The organism is Streptomyces sp. x-80 (genome assembly GCF_046549095.1).
GTDB lineage: Bacteria > Actinomycetota > Actinomycetes > Streptomycetales > Streptomycetaceae > Streptomyces > Streptomyces celluloflavus.
Map to the genome: position 1 here is coordinate 361877 of NZ_JAJPWM010000001.1, position 17583 is coordinate 379459.

Here is a 17583-nt window from a genome sequence, read left to right on the forward strand (position 1 = left end):
CGGGGTTCATGAGGTGGCCGGGAGCCGTGCGGCGATGGCGCTGACCGTTTTGGCCCGGAACACGATCTGGGGCGTGATGCGGGTGCCGGTGGTCCGGGAGAGCTGCATCGCGACGCGGACCGCGGCCAGCGAATTGCCGCCGATGCGGAAGAAGTTGTCCTCGGCGGCGATCTCCTCGACCCCCAGGACCTGGCTCATGGCGTCGGCGACCAGCCGCTGGGCTCCGGTCAGGGCGGTGCCGTCGCCGGCGGGGCGCCGCTCGCCGGGTGCGGGCAGCGCGCGGCGGTCGATCTTGCCGTTGGGGGTCAGCGGCAGCGCGTCCAGGATGTCGAGGGTGGCGGGCACCATGTAGTCGGGCAGCCGGCCGGACAGGTACTCCAGGAGGGCGTCGGCGTCGGCCGCCGGGGAGTCCGTGGTGATGTAGGCGGCGAGCCGGCGGTCCCCCGCGGCCGGCTCGTGGACGGTGACCGCGCTCTGCCGCACATCCGGGTGGCGGGTGAGCAGATCGGCTATCTCGCCGGGCTCGACGCGGAAACCGCGGATCTTCACCTGGTCGTCGGCCCGCCCGGTGATCTCCAGGCTGCCGTCGGCCGACCAGCGGCCCAGATCGCCGGTGCGGTACAGGCGCGCGCCCGGCTGCCCGCAGGGGCTGGCGACGAACCGCTCGGCGGTCAGGGCGGGCTGCCCGACGTACCCGAAGGCCAGGCCGCCACCCGCGCAGTACACCTCGCCCGTCTCCCCGGGCTCGACCGGACGCAGCGCGGCATCGAGGACATGGACGTCCTTGCCGGTCAGCGCGGCGCCGACCGGTACCGAGGCGTCCGGGATGTCGTCGGGGCCCGCCAGGTGGCAGGTGGTGAAGCCGAGGCTCTCCACCGGGCCGTAGCCGTTGCCCACGACCAGGCCGGGGAAGGTCGCCAGGGCCTTGGCGACATGCGTGGCCGAGGCCCGCTCCCCGCCGGTGAAGGCGGTCTTCAGCCCCCGGAAGGCTTGGGGGAACTCCTCCAGCAGGAAGTTGAACAGGCTTGCCGAGAGCTGGAGCTGGGTGACGCCGTGCCGCACGGTGAGGTCGGCGATGGTCTCCGGATCGGGCCGCTGGCCCGGCTGGAGCACACAGACGCCGCCGAACAGCAGCGCTCCGAAGAGCTCCAGGGCGAAGGCGTCCCAGGAGACCGGCGAATGCTGGAGCCACACCTCGTCCGGGCCGAAACGCGCGTAGTCCTGCGCCAGATAGGTCGTGGTCAGCGCACGGTGCGGCACGGCCACGCCCTTGGGCCGCCCCGTGGAGCCGGAGGTGAACATCACGCAGGCCAGGTCGTCGCCCGAGGCGGGCAGCCGCGGGTCGTGGTCCGGGCAGCCCGCCACCTCGTCGGCGACGGCGTCCAGATCGAGGTGGTCCGGTCCGCCGGCGGGCGGGGGCCCGCCGCGGTGCGTCAGGACGAGGGTGGCCCCGCTGTCCGCCACCGCCGCGGCCAGCCGCTCCGCGGGGAAGTCGGGGTCCAGGAGGGTGTAGGCGGCGCCGGTCTTGAGCACCGCGAGCAGCGCGACGATCAGGTCGCCGCTCCGCTCGGCCAGGATCGCGACGGCCGAGCCGCGCGTGATACCGCGGCCGGCCAGGAAGTGGGCCAGCCTGTTGGCGCGCCCGTTGAGCTCGGCGTAGCTCAGCCGCCGGTCGTCGAAGACGAGGGCGGTGGCGTCCGGAACCCGGGCCGCCTGCTCCTCGAAGAGGCTGTGGACGGGCAGCCCGACGGAGACCGCCAGGGTGCCCAGCCAGCTCTCGCACAGCTCACGCATGGTCGGCTCGTCGAACAGGTCGCGGTCGTACTCGAAGCGGCCGGTGAAGTCCGTGCCCCGGTCGTCCACGGAGATCGACAGGTCGAAGCGGGACACCTCGTTCATGTGCAGATGGCGCGTCACGGGAACGCCGCCGACGTCCAGCGGACGGGAGTCCAGCGGATGCATTTCGAGGACCACCTGGCAGAGCGGGTTACGGTCCTCCGGGCGGTCCTCCAGAACGAGGTCGATGATGTCGTCGAAGGGGACCTCCTGGTGCCGGTAGCCGCCGATCGCCACTTCCCGCACCTGCCGGACCAGATCGCGGAAGGAGACATCGGCTCCGACGCCGACGCGCAGCGGCAGCAGATTCACGAAGTAGCCGACCAGATCGGCCAGTTCGGCGCGTGAGCGGGTGTTCACGGGCGTGCCGAGCACCAGGTCCCGCTCGCCGGAGCGGTGGTGCAGCGTCAGCGCGAGGCCCGCGAGCAGCACCATGAACGGCGTCACGTCCTCGTCGCGCGCGAACTCGCGGACGGCCCGCGCGAGTTCCGCGGGCATCGCGAAGGAGTGGAAGGACCCCCGGAAGGACTGGAGTTCCGGGCGCGGGTGGTCGGTGGCCAGCACCGGCGCCTGCGGGGCGTCCCGCAGCTGCGCACGCCAGTACGCGAGCTGCTCGGCGGGGAGGTCGCCCTGGTGCTGCCAGGCGCTGAAGTCCGCGTATTGGATGGGAAGTTCGGGCAGCCGGTGCGCTCTGTCCTCGTCGAGTGCCGCGTACAGCTCCCGGAGGTCGCGCTCGAAGACGGGCAGCGACCCCTCGTCCCAGACGATGTGGTGGAAGACGAGCAGCACAACGGTCTCGCCCTCCGTGGTACGGATGGCGTGGGCGCGCAGCAGCGGCCCCGTCTCCAGGTCGAACGGTTCGGCCGCCGCGCGGGCGATCACCCCCTCGACCTGCGCCTCCGGCGCGTCGATGACCGTGCAGGGCAGCTCCATCGCCTCGTGGACCACCTGCTCGGGGCCGTCCTCGCCGAGAACGAAGGTGGTGCGCAGGACCTCGTGCCGGTCCGCGACGGCGCGCAGCGCGGTGTGCAGCAGCTCGATGTCCATGGCGGCCGCGAAGCGGAACACCCAGGGCACGTTGTAGGTGGGCGCCCCGGGGTTCCACTGGTCCAGGAACCACAGTCCGCGCTGGTACTTCGACAGCGGCGCACGGGTGAGGTGCGTACGGACCGGGGCCGGGCGCTCGCTCGCGGCGCCGCCGGTCACCGCCGCGGCGAACTCGGCGAGCGTCGGGGCCTCGAAGATGATGTGCGGCGAGATCATGCCGAAGGCGTCGACGATGCGGCCCACCACCCGCATCGCCGTGAGGGAGTCGCCGCCCAGGTGGAAGAAGTTGTCGTGGGCGCCGACCCGGGGCACGCCGAGCACATCGGACCAGACGGCGGCGATCAGCTGTTCGGCCGGGGTGTGCGGCAGACGCCCCTCGCCGGTGCCCGCCGGCCGGACGCCGGGCGCGGGGAGCGCGGCCCGGTCGGTCTTTCCGGCGGGGGTGAGCGGCAGCGCGTCGAGCACGGTGAGGCTGCCGGGCACCATGGGCTCGGGCAGTTCGGCGGCGAGGAACGCACGGACCGCGTCGAACTGCGGGGCGCCGCCGGTGACGTAGGCCGCGAGACGCCCCTCGTGCAGGGTGACCGCGCACGAGGTCACCCCCGGGAAGCGGCCCAGGGCCTCCTCGACCTCGCCGAGCTCGACCCGGAAGCCGCGGATCTTCACCTGGTGGTCGACGCGTCCGACGAACTCCAGGGGCGCGTCCGGCGCCGCTCGCCGGACCGTGTCCCCGGTGCGGTACAGACGGGCGCCGGGCACGTCGGAGAAGGGGTCCGCCACGAAACGCCCGGCCGTGAGCGCGGGCCGCCCCCAGTAGCCCGAGGCGAGGGCATCGCCTCCGAGGTACAGCTCGCCCGCGGTCCCCGGCGGGCAGGGCCGGAGCCGGTCGTCCAGGACGTGCGCGCTGCGTTGCCCCAGTGCGCGGCCGATCGGGACCGTGTCGCCGGCGGTCTCCCGCGCGGCGTCGTGGGTGGTGGCGGTGATCACCGTCTCCGTCGGGCCGTAGGCGTTGACGAGCGGTATGCCGGTGCGCTCGTACCAGGTGGCGGCGGTGCCGGGGTGGAGCCGGTCGCTGCCGGAGATCATCAGGCGCAGGTCCGCGGGCGGGCGCGCCCCGTCCCGGAGCGCGGCGGTCACTTCGTGGAAGTGCCCCGCGGACAGGTTGGCGACCGTCACGCCCTCCGCGTCGAGCAGACCGAGCAGCTCCGCCGGTGCCATCAGCTGCCGCTCCGGTATCACCAGGAGGGCACCGCTGGTCAGCGCCGTGAGGACCTGCTCGATCGCCACGTCGACATGCGGCCGGGCGGCGTGCAGCACGACGTCCTCGTCCGTGATCCCGAACCGGTCGGCCGCCGCGGCGATATGCGCGGCCAGCACGCCCTCGGCGACGTGCACCCCCTTCGGACGGCCGGTGGTTCCCGAGGTGTAGAGGAGGTAACCGCCGCCGCCCGGCGGATGGTCGCGCCCGGGTCTCGGCGTGAGCACCCCGTCGGCCAGGACCGCGCTCGCGCCGGCGTCGTCGAGGAGGAACGCGGTGCGCTCGTCGGGCGCCTCGGCATCCAGCGGCAGACAGATGGCGCCCGCCCTGAGCACGCCCAGCAGTGCGACGACGTGGTCGAGCCGGTCACGACAGGTCACCGCGACCACTTGGCCGGGCGCGAGCTGTGCGGCGAGCGCGTCGGCCAGCTCGTCCAGTTCTTGGTAGGTGACGGTCCGGTCGCCCCTGCGCACCGCGGGGCGCCGGGGCGCGTGAAGCGCGGCCGCTGGGAATCGGATACCGCATGAGGACATGGTTCAACCCCGGTGGATTGGCGTGACGATGCGATGCGCCGACGCTAGGCCGCGGGCGGGCGGCCGATCGGCAGGAGAGGGTGCAGAAAGGGGGCAGTATCACCTGCCGTCGCCGGGGGCCCAGACGTCGTCCGGGCCGAGCGCGCCGGGGGTGTACTGCCCCAGGGCGCTGACGAGGAGCCGCATTTCCGTGGCCAGGCACTCCATGAAGCGGATCAGGCCCTCGCGCGGGTCCTCCGCCGTGGCGAGCAGCGCCGCCCGGCCCAGGCCGACCGCCCGCGCCCCGAGGGCCAGGCTCTTGACCGCCCGGCCGCCTTCCCATATGCGCCCCGACACCAGCAGGCACGGCGGGGGTTCGGGCAGCCGCCGCAGACACTCCGCCAGCGGCAGTCCGACCTGCGCGGGGAACACCGTGGGCGCCCAGCCGGTACCGCCCTCGGCGCCGTCCACCGTCACGGCCTCGGCGCCGGCCTCGACGGCGACCCGCACCGCCGCCGCCAGGTCCCGGCCGGGATACAGCTTCACCCAGACCCGTGCCCTGGGAAAGTTGTTCCGCATCAGGCGGATCTGCTGCCGCAGGATCTCCGCCGTGAAGGTGCCGGGGCTGCTGGAGCGCAGTACCCGGTCGCCGAAGAGCGGGTCGAGTCCGAACCGGTCGTCCAGCCCGGCCGCCGCCGCGGGGTCGAGCACGGTCATCCCGCCCAGGCCCGGTTTGGCCCCCTGGCCGACCTTGAGTTCGAACGCGAGCCGTCCGGAGTCGAGCAGCGGCCGGGCGGTGGGGTCGCTGTGGACGAGGTTCCACACCTCCGCGTCGGCGTCCTCGGTGCTCTGCTGGACGACCACGCCGCCCAGTCCGTCGCCGAGCTGCTCTCCGTAGGCGGTGAGGCGGCCGAGCAGGGAGCGCGAGGCGTCGCCGTCGAGCCGCCCGTATCCGTTCACCGGGACGATGTTCTCGCCGATGACCATCGGTACGCCGATCGCCCCGGCCTGGCGGCTGAGCGCGAGGCCCAGGTCACCGCCGGCCGCACGGGTCGAGCCCAGGGCGGACACATAGACCGGGAGTGTGGCGTGGAACCCGCCGATGTCCGTGGCGAGTTCGACGTCCTGGTACGTCGGTTCCCGGCCGAGGTCGATGAGTTTCGCGAGACGCTGCTCCATGAAGACCGGCGGGACGAGCCGCATCGCGTCCAGGAGATCGTGCGGCTCGCCGGGTTCCGCCCCGAACAGCACGCGCCCGTAGCCGTCCGCGGGCGGGAACGCGGCGGCCGCGCCCCGCCGGGCCCGCCGGCGCACCAGCTGCTCCGGGAATCCCGGAGCCGTGAGATCGCTCACGGCGACACCACCCCGGGCAGCTTGGGGAAGGCGTTCGCCTGCCATACCGCGTCGAGGCCCGCCACATAGCGGGTGAAGCGCTCGACACCGAGGCCGAACCCGGCGCTCGCCGGGATGCCCTCCCGCATCAGGTCCAGGTACCAGCTGTACTTCCTGGGGTTCTCGCCGGTCTCCCGCATCCGCGTGACGGCCTCCGCGTACTCGAAGGTGCGCTCGCTGCCGCTGCACAGCTCCCCGAAGCCGTCCGACGCGATGAGGTCGAAGTTGCGCAGCATCCCGGGCTCGGTGGGGGATTCCCGGTCCGTGAAACCGCGCGATCCCTTCGGATAGTCGGTCACGAAGAACGGCCGGTCGGACTGGGCGGAGAGCAACGCCTCGCCGTCCCAGTCGAGTTCGGCGTCGGGGCTCTGCCCGTGGCCGAGGCCGTGCAGCCGGTCGACGGCCTCGGCGTGGGTGATCCTCGGGAACATCCCCTTGACCAGGCCCGCGAACATGCCGACGTCCCGGCCGAGTACGTCGAACTCCTGGGGGAGCTCCGCCACGGCGCGGCGCACCATCTGGGCCACGAGGTCCTCCGCGAGCTGGACGGCCTGGTCCTTGGAGGCGCCCGCCCACTCCACGTCGAGCTGGTGGAACTCGGCGAGATGACGGCTGGTGTCAGCGGTCTCCAGCGGTTCGAGCCGTACGTTGGGAGCGATGCAGTAGATCTTGTCGAAGGCCAGCAGGGACGCCTGCTTGTACAGGATGGCGCTGGTCATCAGTTTGTAGCGGTGACCGTAGTAATCGATGTCGACCTGCTTGGACCCGCGGCTGCACGGGTCGGTGACCGGCCCGATGACCGGCGGGTGGATCTCCGTGAAACCGGCCTCCGCGAGGTGATCGCGGGCGGCGGCGAGCAGCTTGTTCTGGATGCGCAGGGTGGCGTGCAAAGCAGGGGAGGTCAGATGCGCGCGGGGATTGGCGGGGCCGGTGAGGCTGTTCTCGGTCATGAAGGTCCTCGTGTCGTGGGCGGCAAGGCCCAGTCAGGGATTCAGGGAGATCAGGGGGATCAGCGAGATCAGGGGGAAAGGGGCAGGGGCGCGGCCACCGTCCGAAAGGCCCTCTCGTCGAAGGTCCTTTGCACATACGACAGGGCGTCCAGCAGTTCTCGGGAGCCGGTCGCGGGCCGGCCGGCTCCGGCGCGGCCGGCGACCGGCATCGCACCGGCGTCGGTCCAGTAGAGGCGGCCGGCGGAGTCGAGGCCGCTGCGGGCGCGCCCCGCGTTGTCCGGGTGCAGGCAGTACGGCACGTCCAGCTGTCCCTTGGCGAAGGAGCGGACGAGCGCCCGGCCGATGTCCGGATCGAGGTCGAGCACGGCGTCGATCAGCGCACATGCCTCCGCGTGGATCCCGGTGTCGGCGATGCCGGTGCGCGGTGCCCGGCCCTCCTCGCCCGCGACGACGGCCGCGGTCTCCAGTGCCCGGACGTTCTCCTCGACGGTGGGGATGCGATGGGCCTCGGCCGTCGTCTTCACGATCAGCCGGGCCGCTCCGGTCCGCACCGAGAGGCGGGCCGCCTCGTCGAGCAGCAGCTGTGCCCCGCCGGGGGACTGCGGATACACGCCCATATAGGCGTAGATGACGATGTGCCAGTCGATGTCCGGCAGCCGGTCGGCGGCGATCCGGATCAGCGCGGCCACGGACTCCTCGTCCTGGCCGGTGTGGGTCTGCTGCGCGTAGCTGAGCGAGATGCTGCGCAGTCCGTGCTGGCGGAAGAACATCCCTTCCAGCACGCTGAGCGCGATGAGGAGGGACGGCGGGCACAGCTGCCCCATCATGCAGCCGCCGAACGTCTCCAGGTGCGGTTGCGCCCCCGCCTCCTGGGCGGCGGCCAGCAGTTCGCAGCTCCGCTGCCAGCTGGTCACCGCCTCGCGCAGCGGGAGGCGGCTGTACGGCAGGCAGTACGAGACGGGTCCGCCCTCCGTCGCGTCCAGGCCCGCCGCGAGGAGCGCGGCGACGATCCGCTCCGGCCGGGCCGACCCGTGCCGGACCTGGACCGGGAACCCCTCGTCCGCGATCCCGCGCAGCAGCGACCGGGTCACGTCCGGCGGGTAGGAGGCGATGGGGTAGCCGTTGAGCGCCGTCCCGTCGTCGATGGCCCGGCGCGCCTCGTCGAGCGCGCCCGTTCTCGTATAGCTGTCCACCGTGAGGGTGCCGACCGTGGTCGCCGCGGCGTGTCGGGTGGCGTACAGGCCGAGCCGCATCTCGTCGAGGCGGCTCATCCCCATGCGCGGCTGGACGACCAGGCGGCCCTGGCTCCGGGCACGGGCCACGAAGGCGCCGAATGCCGTCACGCCGGTACTCCCGCCGCCAGTCTCTGGACGAAGACCTTGAACGCGTCGACCGCTCCCACGTCCGTGAAGACCCCGTCGAAACCGGCGGCGAGCAGACCGCGCGCCGCCGTGTCGTCGCCGTCGGCCGCGCCCGTGATACCGAGCTTGCCGCCGATCACGACGGGCGTGTCCAGGAGCGCGGGGCAGGCGCGCAGCGCCGGGAGCACCCGCTTGCCGTCGTGGTGGCCGTGGCCGTTGACACTGCTGAGAACGATCAGATCCGGCCGGCGGCGCCGGCACTCCTCGACGAGGACGTCATCGGGGACGCAGGCCCCGAGATTGGTCACCCGGTGGCCGAGTTCCTCCAGCAGCAGCTGGAGGAAGACCAGATTCCAGGTGTGTGAGTCCGACGCCATGGTGGTCACGACGATGTCCAGGCCGCTGGGCTCGGCCGCGGTGTGCTCCACTGCAAGTCCTCTGCGTTCAAAAGGGGAAGGAGAGTCGGGTGGGACGAGACGGCGCGCTCACCTGGCCAGCGCTTCGAGCACCGGGAGGCCGGCCGCGGCCGGCTCCCCGGCCCCGTCCGGCCGCCGGGTGTCGCGGGCCTCGCGCCACAGCACGCGGAAGAGGTTCAGGGCGGCGAAGCGGACGCCGTCGTCGGCGGCCACGGAACGGATCACTCCGCGGCACAGCAGTTCGTGCACGGTCTGGAGGCACTCCGGCAGGGGCCGGCCGCTCTCCGCGGCGATCTCCTCCACGGACCGGTCGCCCTCCTCGGCCGTCAGCTGGTCCAGCACCAGCAACTGGTGCGGCGTCAGTTCCCGCAGCGCCGTGCGCAGCGACTGGTGGACGTCCCCTCGCGGGCGGGGGACCACCGGGGGAGCGGGCAGGGTGAAGGGCGTGTCCGTGAGCTGCCGCAGGATCTGGCGCGGTGACTGGACCAGGCTCCAGCCGGCCACGTACTCCAGCGCCCGGGGCAGCCCGTCCAGATAGCGGCACAGTTCGGCGAGTACGGGGGCGTCCTCGGGCAACGGCGCGTATCCGGGCTTCAGCCGGCGCAGGCGCGACGCCAGCAGGCGGACCGCCGCGGACTCGGACAGGGCCTGCGCAGTGTGCTCGCGGCCGGGTGCCGGGGTCGGGAGCGGGGCCAGCGGAACGACCTGCTCACCGGTGAGTCCCCGCGGTGTCCGGGTGGTGACCAGGACGCGCAACTCGCGGCAGCCGCGCAGGAGTTCGTCGAGCGCCGCCGCCTCGACACCGCCGTCGGCCCCGTCGAGCACCAGCAGCGCGGGCCGGTCGCCGACCTGCTCGGCCAGCCCGTCGAACCGGCCGCAGGGGGTCAGGGCCCGCAGCGCGCCGGAGTGGGCCGGCCGGCCCGTGGACCGGCGCTCGTCGCAGGTCACCCAGTGCACCGACCAGGAGACCCCGAGGTAGATCCGCCACGCCACTTCCAGGGCCAGCCGGGACTTGCCCACGCCGCTCAGGCCGACGAGGGACACCAGCCGGTCGCCGTGCTCGGTCAGGGCCCGGGTCAGGGCCTCGGTCTCCGCCTCGCGCCCGACCAGCGCCGTGTGCGCGGTCGGCGGAGCGACGGGTTCCGCCTCGAACTCCCGCTGTCTGGCGGCGGCTTCGAAAGCCGCCCGTGTGCGTCCTTCGAGCCGGAGGGCGTCGGCGATCAGCCGTACCGTCTCGTGCCGTGGGCGGCGCACGCGACCCGCTTCCATATCGCGCAGCGCGCGCACGCTGAGGGTGGCGTGGTCGGCCAGGCCCTGCTGCGTCAGGCCGATGCGTTCGCGCTGAGCCTTGAGCAGTTCCCCGAAACGCGGTACCAGGCGTCCGCCGCCGTCCATGCCCTCACCCCTACTCCCTCACCGTTTCCCGACGGCGCCCGATGGCGGCCGGTCCGGTTTCCCGCTGGTGGCGATGGTTCATGAGGCGGATATACGTTCGATCCGCGAACGCCGAATACCGGCCGTCAGGTTGGCAATCCGCCATCTATCGGCCGTAGATCAGATCGGATAAGACTTCGGACCGACAGCGGAACCACCTGAACCATCCGAAGGAATGGCACTCCTCATGAAGAGATCTCTCCCGTCCCGCTCCGCGCGCGCCGTCCCGGCTCTGCTCACGGTCGGCTGCACCTCCGCCGTACTGGCGGGCCTCGTCGCCTCGGCCGTCCCCTGCTCCGGCCCGCGGACGACGGACCGGTGGGCGGCCGAGGTGGTGTCGGCCACCACGCCGCTCACCCAGCTGGGCAACGGGACGGACTCCGGTCCCTCCGAGTGGAACAGCAAGGGCTGACACCCCGTGCCGCGCGGGCGGGACGGGAGCCGGACCGGGCAAGGGCGGGATCAGCCGTGCGCGACCGCCGTGAGGCGGCCGGCCAGCTCCCGTGCCTCCCGGACGTCGGGCAGCCCCAGCCCCGCGAAGACGGCGTCCGCCTGACGGGCGCGGGTCAACGCCCCCCGGGCGTCGCCCAGGCCCGCCAGTACGCGGGCGAGGATGAGCAGCGCGTACCCGCGGTCGTGTTCCGCGCCGCGTTCCTCGCACATGACCAGCGAGCGCTCCGCCTCGGACCGCGCCTCGTCGAACCGCCCCAGCACGCGCAGGGTCTCCGCCAGCCGGAACCGGGCCTGCGCTTCCTGTCCCCTGATCCCCGCGGCGACGCAGACGTCCAGGCACTCCCGGTAGCGGGCGACGGCCGCGGTATGACACTTCAGTTCGTGCAGTGCCTGACCGTGCACGAAGAGGGCGTAGGCGACGCAGTGCTGTTCCGCGACGCCCCGCAGGGCCCCGAGCGCCTGCTCACAGATCCGCGCGGCTTCCTCGGCGCCGCCACTGCGCAGCCGGGCCTGCGCGGCGTTCAGGGTGGCCGTCAGCTCGCCCGACCGGTGGCCCAGTTCGCGGGCGAGGCCGATCGCCTGCTCGTAGCAGCGCACGGCGTCCCCGTACCGCTGCTGGAACTGGGCGATCAGACCCCGGTCGTTGAGGGTCTGTTGCAGGATGACCCGGTCGTCGGCACGGCGGCACGCCTCCGACGCCAGTGCGGTGTGGCGGGCCGCCTCGTCCAGCCGGGCGTTCTGCAAGGCGGCGTTCCCGCAGACGAACCTCGCGCGCCCCGTGGTGTAGTCGTCACCTTGCGACGCAGCGACCTCCGCGACCTCCCTGGCGGCCTCGGCCAGCCGGCCGTACGGGATGCTCTTGCCGAACGGGCTGAGGGCGACCAGCAGATCGGCGGCCATCCGCAGCGTACGCGCGGGGACCGGCGCCGGGCCGCGGGCGGCCACCAGGACGGCGTTGACGATGCAGTCGAACTCGGTGCTCACCCAGTCCTGTGCCTCGGCCAGCCCGGGGAGCCGGGGGCCGGGCACGGAGCTCGCGGTCAGGATGACCTCGGCCGGGTCACCCGGCACCATGTGCTGGAAGGCCGCGCAGCCGCCGGCCAGCAGGTGGTCGAGCAGCCGGGCCAGCGTCGCGGCGTCGTCCGCGCCGGAGTCCTTGGACGTGGTGGTGAGCTGGAGGGCGAAGGCCCGCACCAGATCGTGGAACCGGTACCGCTCCGGAAGCGGCGCTTCCAGCATGGCGGCGTCGACGAGGGCCTCCAGCAGATCCTCGGCCTCGTGCTCGCCGAGACCGAGCGCGGCCGCCGCGCAGGCCAGGGAGATGCTCGGCCGGGCCACCGGGGCGAGCCTGCGGAACGCCCGTGCCTGGCCCTCGGCCAGCTGCCGGTAGCCCAGTTCGAAGGCCGCGGCCACCGCCAGGTCACCGGCCCGCAACTCGCCGATGCGGCGGCGTCCGTCGGCCAGCCGGCCGACCATCGTCGCGATCTTCCACCGCGGCCGGGCGGCCAGCCGCGCCGCCACGATCCGTACGGCCAGCGGGAGGTGACCGCAGGCCGTGACCAGTTCGAGGGCGGCCTCGGGCTCGTCGCTGACGCGCTGGGCCCCGGCGGTCGACGCCAGCAGTTCGAGCGAGTCGTCGGTGCCGAAGACGTCCAGGGCGGTCTGGAGCGTGGTGGGCAGGCCGACGAGCCGGACCCGGCTGGTGACGACCACCGCGCAGTCGGCCGATCCGGGCAGCAACGGTCTGACCTGGGCCGGGCCACGAGCGTTGTCCAGGAGGAGCAGGATGTGGCGCCCGTCGAGCGTGCTGCGGAAGAGCCGTGCGCGGTCCTCCAGCAGCGCCGGCAGCGTGTGTCCGGAGACCCCCAGGGCGGTCAGGAAGCTGTCGAGGACGGTTCCCGGATCGGCGGGCTCCAGTCCGTTGCCGCCGAGGTCCGCGTAGAGCTGGCCGTCGACGAAGTGCTGCTTGGCCTGGTGGGCCAGGCGCAGGGCCAGCGTCGTCTTGCCGATGCCGCCCATCCCGGTGATGGAGACCACGGGCATGGCGGTGCCCGCGGCATCGGTGAGCACCTGGCACATCTCGCGCATCTCGTGTGCCCGCCCGATGAAGTCGGCGGTGTCGGCGGGAAGCTGGGCGGGACGGAAGAGAGCGGGCCGCGCCGAGCGTGCCTCGTCGGGCGCCGTCGAGCTCGCCGGGACCGGGAGCTGTAGCGGCGAGCCTTCGCGCGCGCGTCCGGGCGCCGTGGGCAGCGGTTCACCGGCGAGCACCTGGGCTTGCAGGGCGGTCAGCTCAGGGCCGGGGTCGACACCCAGCTCCTCGGCCAGCAGGCGCCGTGCCCGGGTGAACACCGCGAGGGCGTCCGCCTGTCTCCCGCAGGCGTACAGCGCACGCATCTGAAAGCCGTAAACCCGCTCCCGTAACGGATATTCCTCGGCGAAGGCGGCGAGTTCCGGTATGACGAAGCTGTGCCGCCCCAGCCGCAGGTCGCTGTCGAAACGTTCCTCCAGCAGGGCGAGGCGCAGTTCGCCGAGCCGCGAGCGCTGCTGCTCGGCGAACGGGCCGGGGAGACCGGCGAGGGGCTCGCCCCGCCACAGTTCCAGCGCCTCCGTCAACAGCCGCCGGCACTCCTCGTCCAGGCCCGCCTCCCGGGCCTGCACCGCGTCGGCGGCCAGCTTCTCGGCCAGCTGGGCGTCCACACTCACCGGCAGCACCATCAGCTGATAGCCGTCGCGCAGCGAGACGAGGAGCCTGGGCTCGGCCCGGTCCTCCTCCAGCATCTGCCGCAGGCGCCAGGCGTACGTCCGCAGACTGGCGAGGGCGGAACCCGGGGCGTCCTCCCCCCAGATGGCGCCGATGAGTTCATGCGCGGACGCCCCCCGGCCGGCGCGGAGCAGCAGAGCGGCGAGCAGGGCCTGTTGCTGCGGAGGGCCGGCGGTGAGGGCCTTCCCGCCCCGGCATACGCGCACGGCTCCGAGCACCGAGAACCATATGTCGTACCGCATCAATGCCCTGCCCTCTTCCCGCCCCCGGCACCCTGACTTCGTGGGTCGATACGGGGGGCGACAATTCATTGATCACTGCGCCAACCGGACTCTACGCTCGGGGCTGGGCACTGGCATAGATCCCGCTCGCCCGACTTCAGGGCGATTGTGCGAACGCCGGGGCCCGGTCGGCGAACGCCGGAGAGCTCGCGTTCCGCGGCGCTCGCGACGGCCGCTCAGGCGGACGGCCGGCGTCCGCTCAGGTCCGCGTGTCCGCCCGGGACAGGCAACTCACCGCGTCCACCACGGTGTTCGGGCACCGGCCCGGCGGCCGGGCTCCGCGGCCGTCCCGACACCGCCCGCTCCCGGTGCGGGCGCCGGTTCGGGTGCGCGTGCCAGGGCGCCCGCGCCGCCGCCGGTCGGCGGCGTGCCCGCGGGCCGGGGCCGGGGTTCTCGGGCCGGGGCCGTGACCGCATGTCCCCCTCGACGGCCACCGGCGGGCCGTCCGGGTTCGGCGCCGCCTGCCGCCGCGGCGCCCGCCGCGGCGGGCGGTCGCCGTGTCCCGGGGCCGGACTCCCGAGGGGCGGCTCGTCACTCCTGTCGCGGCCGGGCACTGCTGAACAAGGGCGCGGCGGTATCGACCTCAAGGCCCCGGTCACCACTCTTGTCAGTATCCAGAATCCTGGTTACTGTCTGGTTTGTGAACGGTTTCGACGATCGCTTCCTGACCCGCAACGGGCTCGCCGCCCGGCAGCTCGCCGTGCTCCTGCTCCACCACGAGCCGGACACCCGGCTGCCCCGCGTCCGCGACTTCGCCCAGGAGCTGGGGTACGGCAACGGCACGATCCAGGCGGCGCTCGCCCTGCTCGAAGAGGCCGGTGCGATCGAGACCACCGCCCGCGGTCACCTCGGCACGTTCCTGGTCCGCTCCGACCGCGCCATACTCTGGCGCCTGTCCGGGCTCGGCACCCTGCTCGCCGCGATGCCGCTCCCGTACTCCCGCCGCTACGAGGGCCTGGCCACCGGTCTGCGCGCCGCCTTCGAGGAGGCCGGTACGCCGTTCGCGATCACGTTCATGCGGGGCGCCGGCACCCGGACCGCGGCCCTGCTGGAGGGCAAGACCGACCTGGTCGTCCTGTCGCGCTTCGCGGCCGACCGGCTGATCGAGGAGCACCCGGGCGAGCTGACCCTGGTCGCCGACCTCGGCCCCGCCACCTATGTGGGCGCGCACGGACTGCTGCTGCGCGAGGGTGCCTCGCTCGACATGCCCGGTCTGCGGGTGGCGATCGACCACGCCTCCGAGGACCAGTGGATGCTCGCCGAGCGGGCGTTCGCCGGGCGCTCGGACATCGAGTGGGTGGAGTCGTCGTACATGCAGATGGGGGATCTGCTCGCGCGGAACCAGGCCGATGCCACGGTCTGGAACCTCGACGAGGTGCAGGGCCGGAGCGCGGGCGTGGAAGTCCTGCCGCTGGGTGACGAGGTCACCCGCGAGCTGGCGCTGCGCAACTCCAGCGCGGCGATCATCGGCAGGTCCGAGGGTGCGAAGGCGCTGACCGCGGTGCGGGAGGCGCTGGACCTCTCCCGGGTCACCTCCCTCCAGGCCGAGGTGCTGCGGGGGGAGCGCATCCCCTCGTACTGACCCGCACCGAACCCCGGTCCCCCGAGCCTTGTCCGGAACTTACGGCCCGCCCGCGAAGGACCTTTGGCCCACGTGAAAATCCAGAATCCTGATTACTGTCGAATTGAGGAGGAGATCACCACCATGGACGATCAGCTGGCATTGCGCATCCAGCTCTTCCGCGAAGGCGGCCAGGTCAGGCCCGAGGTCGCCGACTTCGTGACCGCCGAGCTGACGGCCCTCGCCGAGGGGGGCAGCACCGTCACCGAGGACAGCGCCGGCATGCTCACCAGCCATCTGATGATGGCGCTCACCCGGCTCCTCGCCGGTGAGCCGATCGAGCAGTTCCTCACCGACGAGCAGGTGGCCGCCGAACTGGCCGGACACCCCGACGCCGTCGCACGGGCCCACCGCGTCGCCGGCCGGGCCTGCGAGGAACTCGGCGCGCAACTGCCCGACTCCGAGATCAACTTTCTCGCCATGCACCTCGCCGTACTGGCGTCGCAGCCCACCCGCCACTGACTCCGCGCGGTTCGCACAGAAAAGGAATCCAGCCATGACGAAGATCCTCACCGGTGGTGTCGCCAAGGTCGAGACCGCCGACGCGGTGCAGAAGCTCAACCGACCCGGCATCGAGGTCACCGTCTCCTCCGACATGGACGCGGCGATGAAGCTCCGGATGAACCAGGCCGACTACTACTTCGGCACCTGCCACACCGGCGCCGGTGCCTCCCTCGGTGTCCTGGTCGGGCTGATGGGCAGCGCCGCCTGCCACACCTTCGGCCGCTCGATCCCCACCGAGGACCAGATCACCGCGCTCCTCGACGACGGCAAGAAGGTCTTCGGCTTCTCCATGGACCAGGTCGACGCCGTGGTCCCGCTCCTCGTCTCCGCCCTCGCCGCCCGCGGCTGACCCGTTCTCCCACCGGGCACAAAGGAGTGACCCCCCTGTGAGCACCACCCTCGCCGCCGGCGCCTCGCTGGAGCTGTCGACGGTCCAGCAGATCTTCGTCATAGCCCTGTGCGCACTGACCGCGTTCATCTCGCACATGGCCCTGGCCGTCTTCAACGACGGCGTCCGCCCCTTCCTGCTGGACTTCATCCAGGGGCGCTCCAAGCGCAGCTCCGTCACGGCCGTCTCGTTCGGCCTGTCGGCGGGCTTCATCTTCGGCCTGGGCGCGCCGATGGCACTGTCCACCGGTGTGCTCAACCCGTGGCTGCTGTTCCTGCCGACCGACATTCTCGGTCTGCTCGCCCCCAAGAAGTGGCTCGCGCCGATCCTCGGCGGCGCCTGGGGCGCGATCGTGGTCTTCGGCCTCAACGGCGCCAACAGCGTCGCGCACGACCTGCCCGTCGACTTCCTGACGGCGATGCAGCAGATGTCGACGCCGATCCTCTTCCTCTTCACGCTGTTCCCGGTCCTCGCGATCACCAAGCAGTTCGGCAGGATGTGGGGCGGCATCGCGGGCCTCGTCGAGGTCGTTCTCGTCGTCGCCACGATGAAGCTGTGGCCGAACATGTTCGCCGGTGCGCTCGCCATGGCCGTGGGCGTCCTGCTGCTGATCGGTCTGGCCGTCGCCAAGGACCTGCGCCGGCGCAAGGCCGACCGGGCGGCCGGGGTCACGGCGCCGGTGATCGAGGGCGAGGACCCGATGGCCTCGCTCTTCTCCGCCAGCGCCGCACGGCTGCGCAAGTACCTGCCGCTCTTCATGGTTCTCGGCGCGGGCGTCTGCGTCCTCGCCCAGATGCACGTCTTCGGCGGCGGCGAGGCGAGCAGCTTCCTGATAGCCAAGGGGCAGTACGCCGAGGCCGCGCAGCTCGACTTCTACCGGGTCTTCGGCTTCATCCCGCTGATCGCGACCACGGCACTGGCCTCGGGCGCGTACGGCATCGCGGGGTTCACGCTCGTGTACCCGATCGGCTATCTGCTGCCGAACCCGGTCCTCGCGGCCGTCGTCGGCGCGGCGGTCTTCGCCGTCGAGGTCCTGCTCCTGTCGTACATCGGCAAGCTCCTGGGCAAGCTGCCCAGCGTCCGTGACTCCTCGGAGCACCTGCGCAACGCGATCACCGACACCCTCCAGCTGGCCATTCTGTTCGGTTCGCTGATGGCGGCCAACGCCATGGGCGGCGGCCTCGGCATCCTCATCGTCGGCGGGCTCTACCTGCTCAACGAGGCGATGAACCGGCCGGTCGTCCGGATGGCCGCGGCGCCCACCGCGGTGATCATCGGCGGCATCGTGCTCAACGTCCTGTACTGGCTCGACCTGTTCACCCCGCTCAAGGGCTGAACCGGCACCCCCGCGCAGGGGCCGGGCCCGCTC

General features: G+C 72.6%; 12 protein-coding genes. 5 read left to right on the forward strand and 7 right to left on the reverse strand.

Annotated features, from left to right (window positions below; genetic code table 11):
* Positions 1-6 precede the first annotated feature (6 nt).
* From ACLJWH_RS01405 to ACLJWH_RS01430, 6 genes are all read right to left on the reverse strand, one after another.
* Positions 7-4614: an amino acid adenylation domain-containing protein gene (locus ACLJWH_RS01405; protein ID WP_411139659.1), complete on the reverse strand. Its 4608-nt coding sequence runs from the start codon at positions 4612-4614 to the stop codon at positions 7-9.
* Between the two features lie 159 nt (positions 4615-4773).
* Positions 4774-6006: a glutamate synthase-related protein gene (locus ACLJWH_RS01410; protein WP_411139660.1), complete on the reverse strand. Its 1233-nt coding sequence runs from the start codon at positions 6004-6006 to the stop codon at positions 4774-4776.
* A complete protein-coding gene (locus ACLJWH_RS01415) occupies positions 6003-6995 on the reverse strand; it encodes an asparagine synthetase A (RefSeq protein WP_411139661.1) in 993 nt (330 codons plus the stop codon). Before ACLJWH_RS01415 ends, ACLJWH_RS01410 begins: the two co-directional genes overlap by 4 nt.
* Before the next feature lie 68 nt (positions 6996-7063).
* On the reverse strand, positions 7064-8338 hold the full coding sequence (locus ACLJWH_RS01420) for a methylaspartate mutase (RefSeq protein ID WP_411139662.1): 1275 nt from the start codon (positions 8336-8338) through the stop codon (positions 7064-7066).
* Positions 8335-8784, reverse strand: a complete 450-nt coding sequence (locus ACLJWH_RS01425; protein WP_411139663.1) for a cobalamin B12-binding domain-containing protein — start codon at positions 8782-8784, stop codon at positions 8335-8337. The genes ACLJWH_RS01420 and ACLJWH_RS01425 overlap by 4 nt, the downstream gene beginning before the upstream one ends.
* Before the next feature lie 57 nt (positions 8785-8841).
* Positions 8842-10167 carry a helix-turn-helix domain-containing protein gene (locus ACLJWH_RS01430; protein WP_411139664.1) on the reverse strand — a complete coding sequence of 442 codons (1326 nt, stop codon included), beginning with the start codon at positions 10165-10167 and terminating at the stop codon, positions 8842-8844.
* A gap of 226 nt (positions 10168-10393) precedes the next feature.
* Between ACLJWH_RS01430 and ACLJWH_RS01435 the strand changes: the two genes are divergently transcribed.
* Entirely contained in the window at positions 10394-10618 is a 225-nt protein-coding gene (locus ACLJWH_RS01435; RefSeq protein WP_411139665.1) for a hypothetical protein, read from the forward strand.
* Between the two features lie 50 nt (positions 10619-10668).
* Here ACLJWH_RS01435 and ACLJWH_RS01440 read toward each other — a convergent pair whose 3' ends face one another.
* Entirely contained in the window at positions 10669-13662 is a 2994-nt protein-coding gene (locus ACLJWH_RS01440) for an AfsR/SARP family transcriptional regulator (protein ID WP_411139666.1), read from the reverse strand.
* A gap of 679 nt (positions 13663-14341) precedes the next feature.
* On the opposite strand from ACLJWH_RS01440, the gene yhfZ reads away from it, so the two are divergent.
* The 4 genes from yhfZ (at position 14342) to ACLJWH_RS01460 (ending at position 17550) form a co-directional block, all read left to right on the forward strand.
* Positions 14342-15283 (forward strand): GntR family transcriptional regulator YhfZ, encoded by a 942-nt coding sequence (gene yhfZ, locus ACLJWH_RS01445; RefSeq protein ID WP_411139667.1) that lies wholly within the window; start codon positions 14342-14344, stop codon positions 15281-15283.
* 123 nt (positions 15284-15406) lie between these two features.
* Positions 15407-15784: a PRD domain-containing protein gene (locus tag ACLJWH_RS01450; protein ID WP_411139668.1), complete on the forward strand. Its 378-nt coding sequence runs from the start codon at positions 15407-15409 to the stop codon at positions 15782-15784.
* A gap of 34 nt (positions 15785-15818) precedes the next feature.
* Positions 15819-16175 carry a DUF2620 domain-containing protein gene (locus ACLJWH_RS01455; protein ID WP_411139669.1) on the forward strand — a complete coding sequence of 119 codons (357 nt, stop codon included), beginning with the start codon at positions 15819-15821 and terminating at the stop codon, positions 16173-16175.
* A 37-nt stretch (positions 16176-16212) separates the two neighbouring features.
* Positions 16213-17550 (forward strand): YhfT family protein, encoded by a 1338-nt coding sequence (locus ACLJWH_RS01460; RefSeq protein WP_411139670.1) that lies wholly within the window; start codon positions 16213-16215, stop codon positions 17548-17550.
* The last annotated feature ends 33 nt before the right edge of the window (positions 17551-17583 follow it).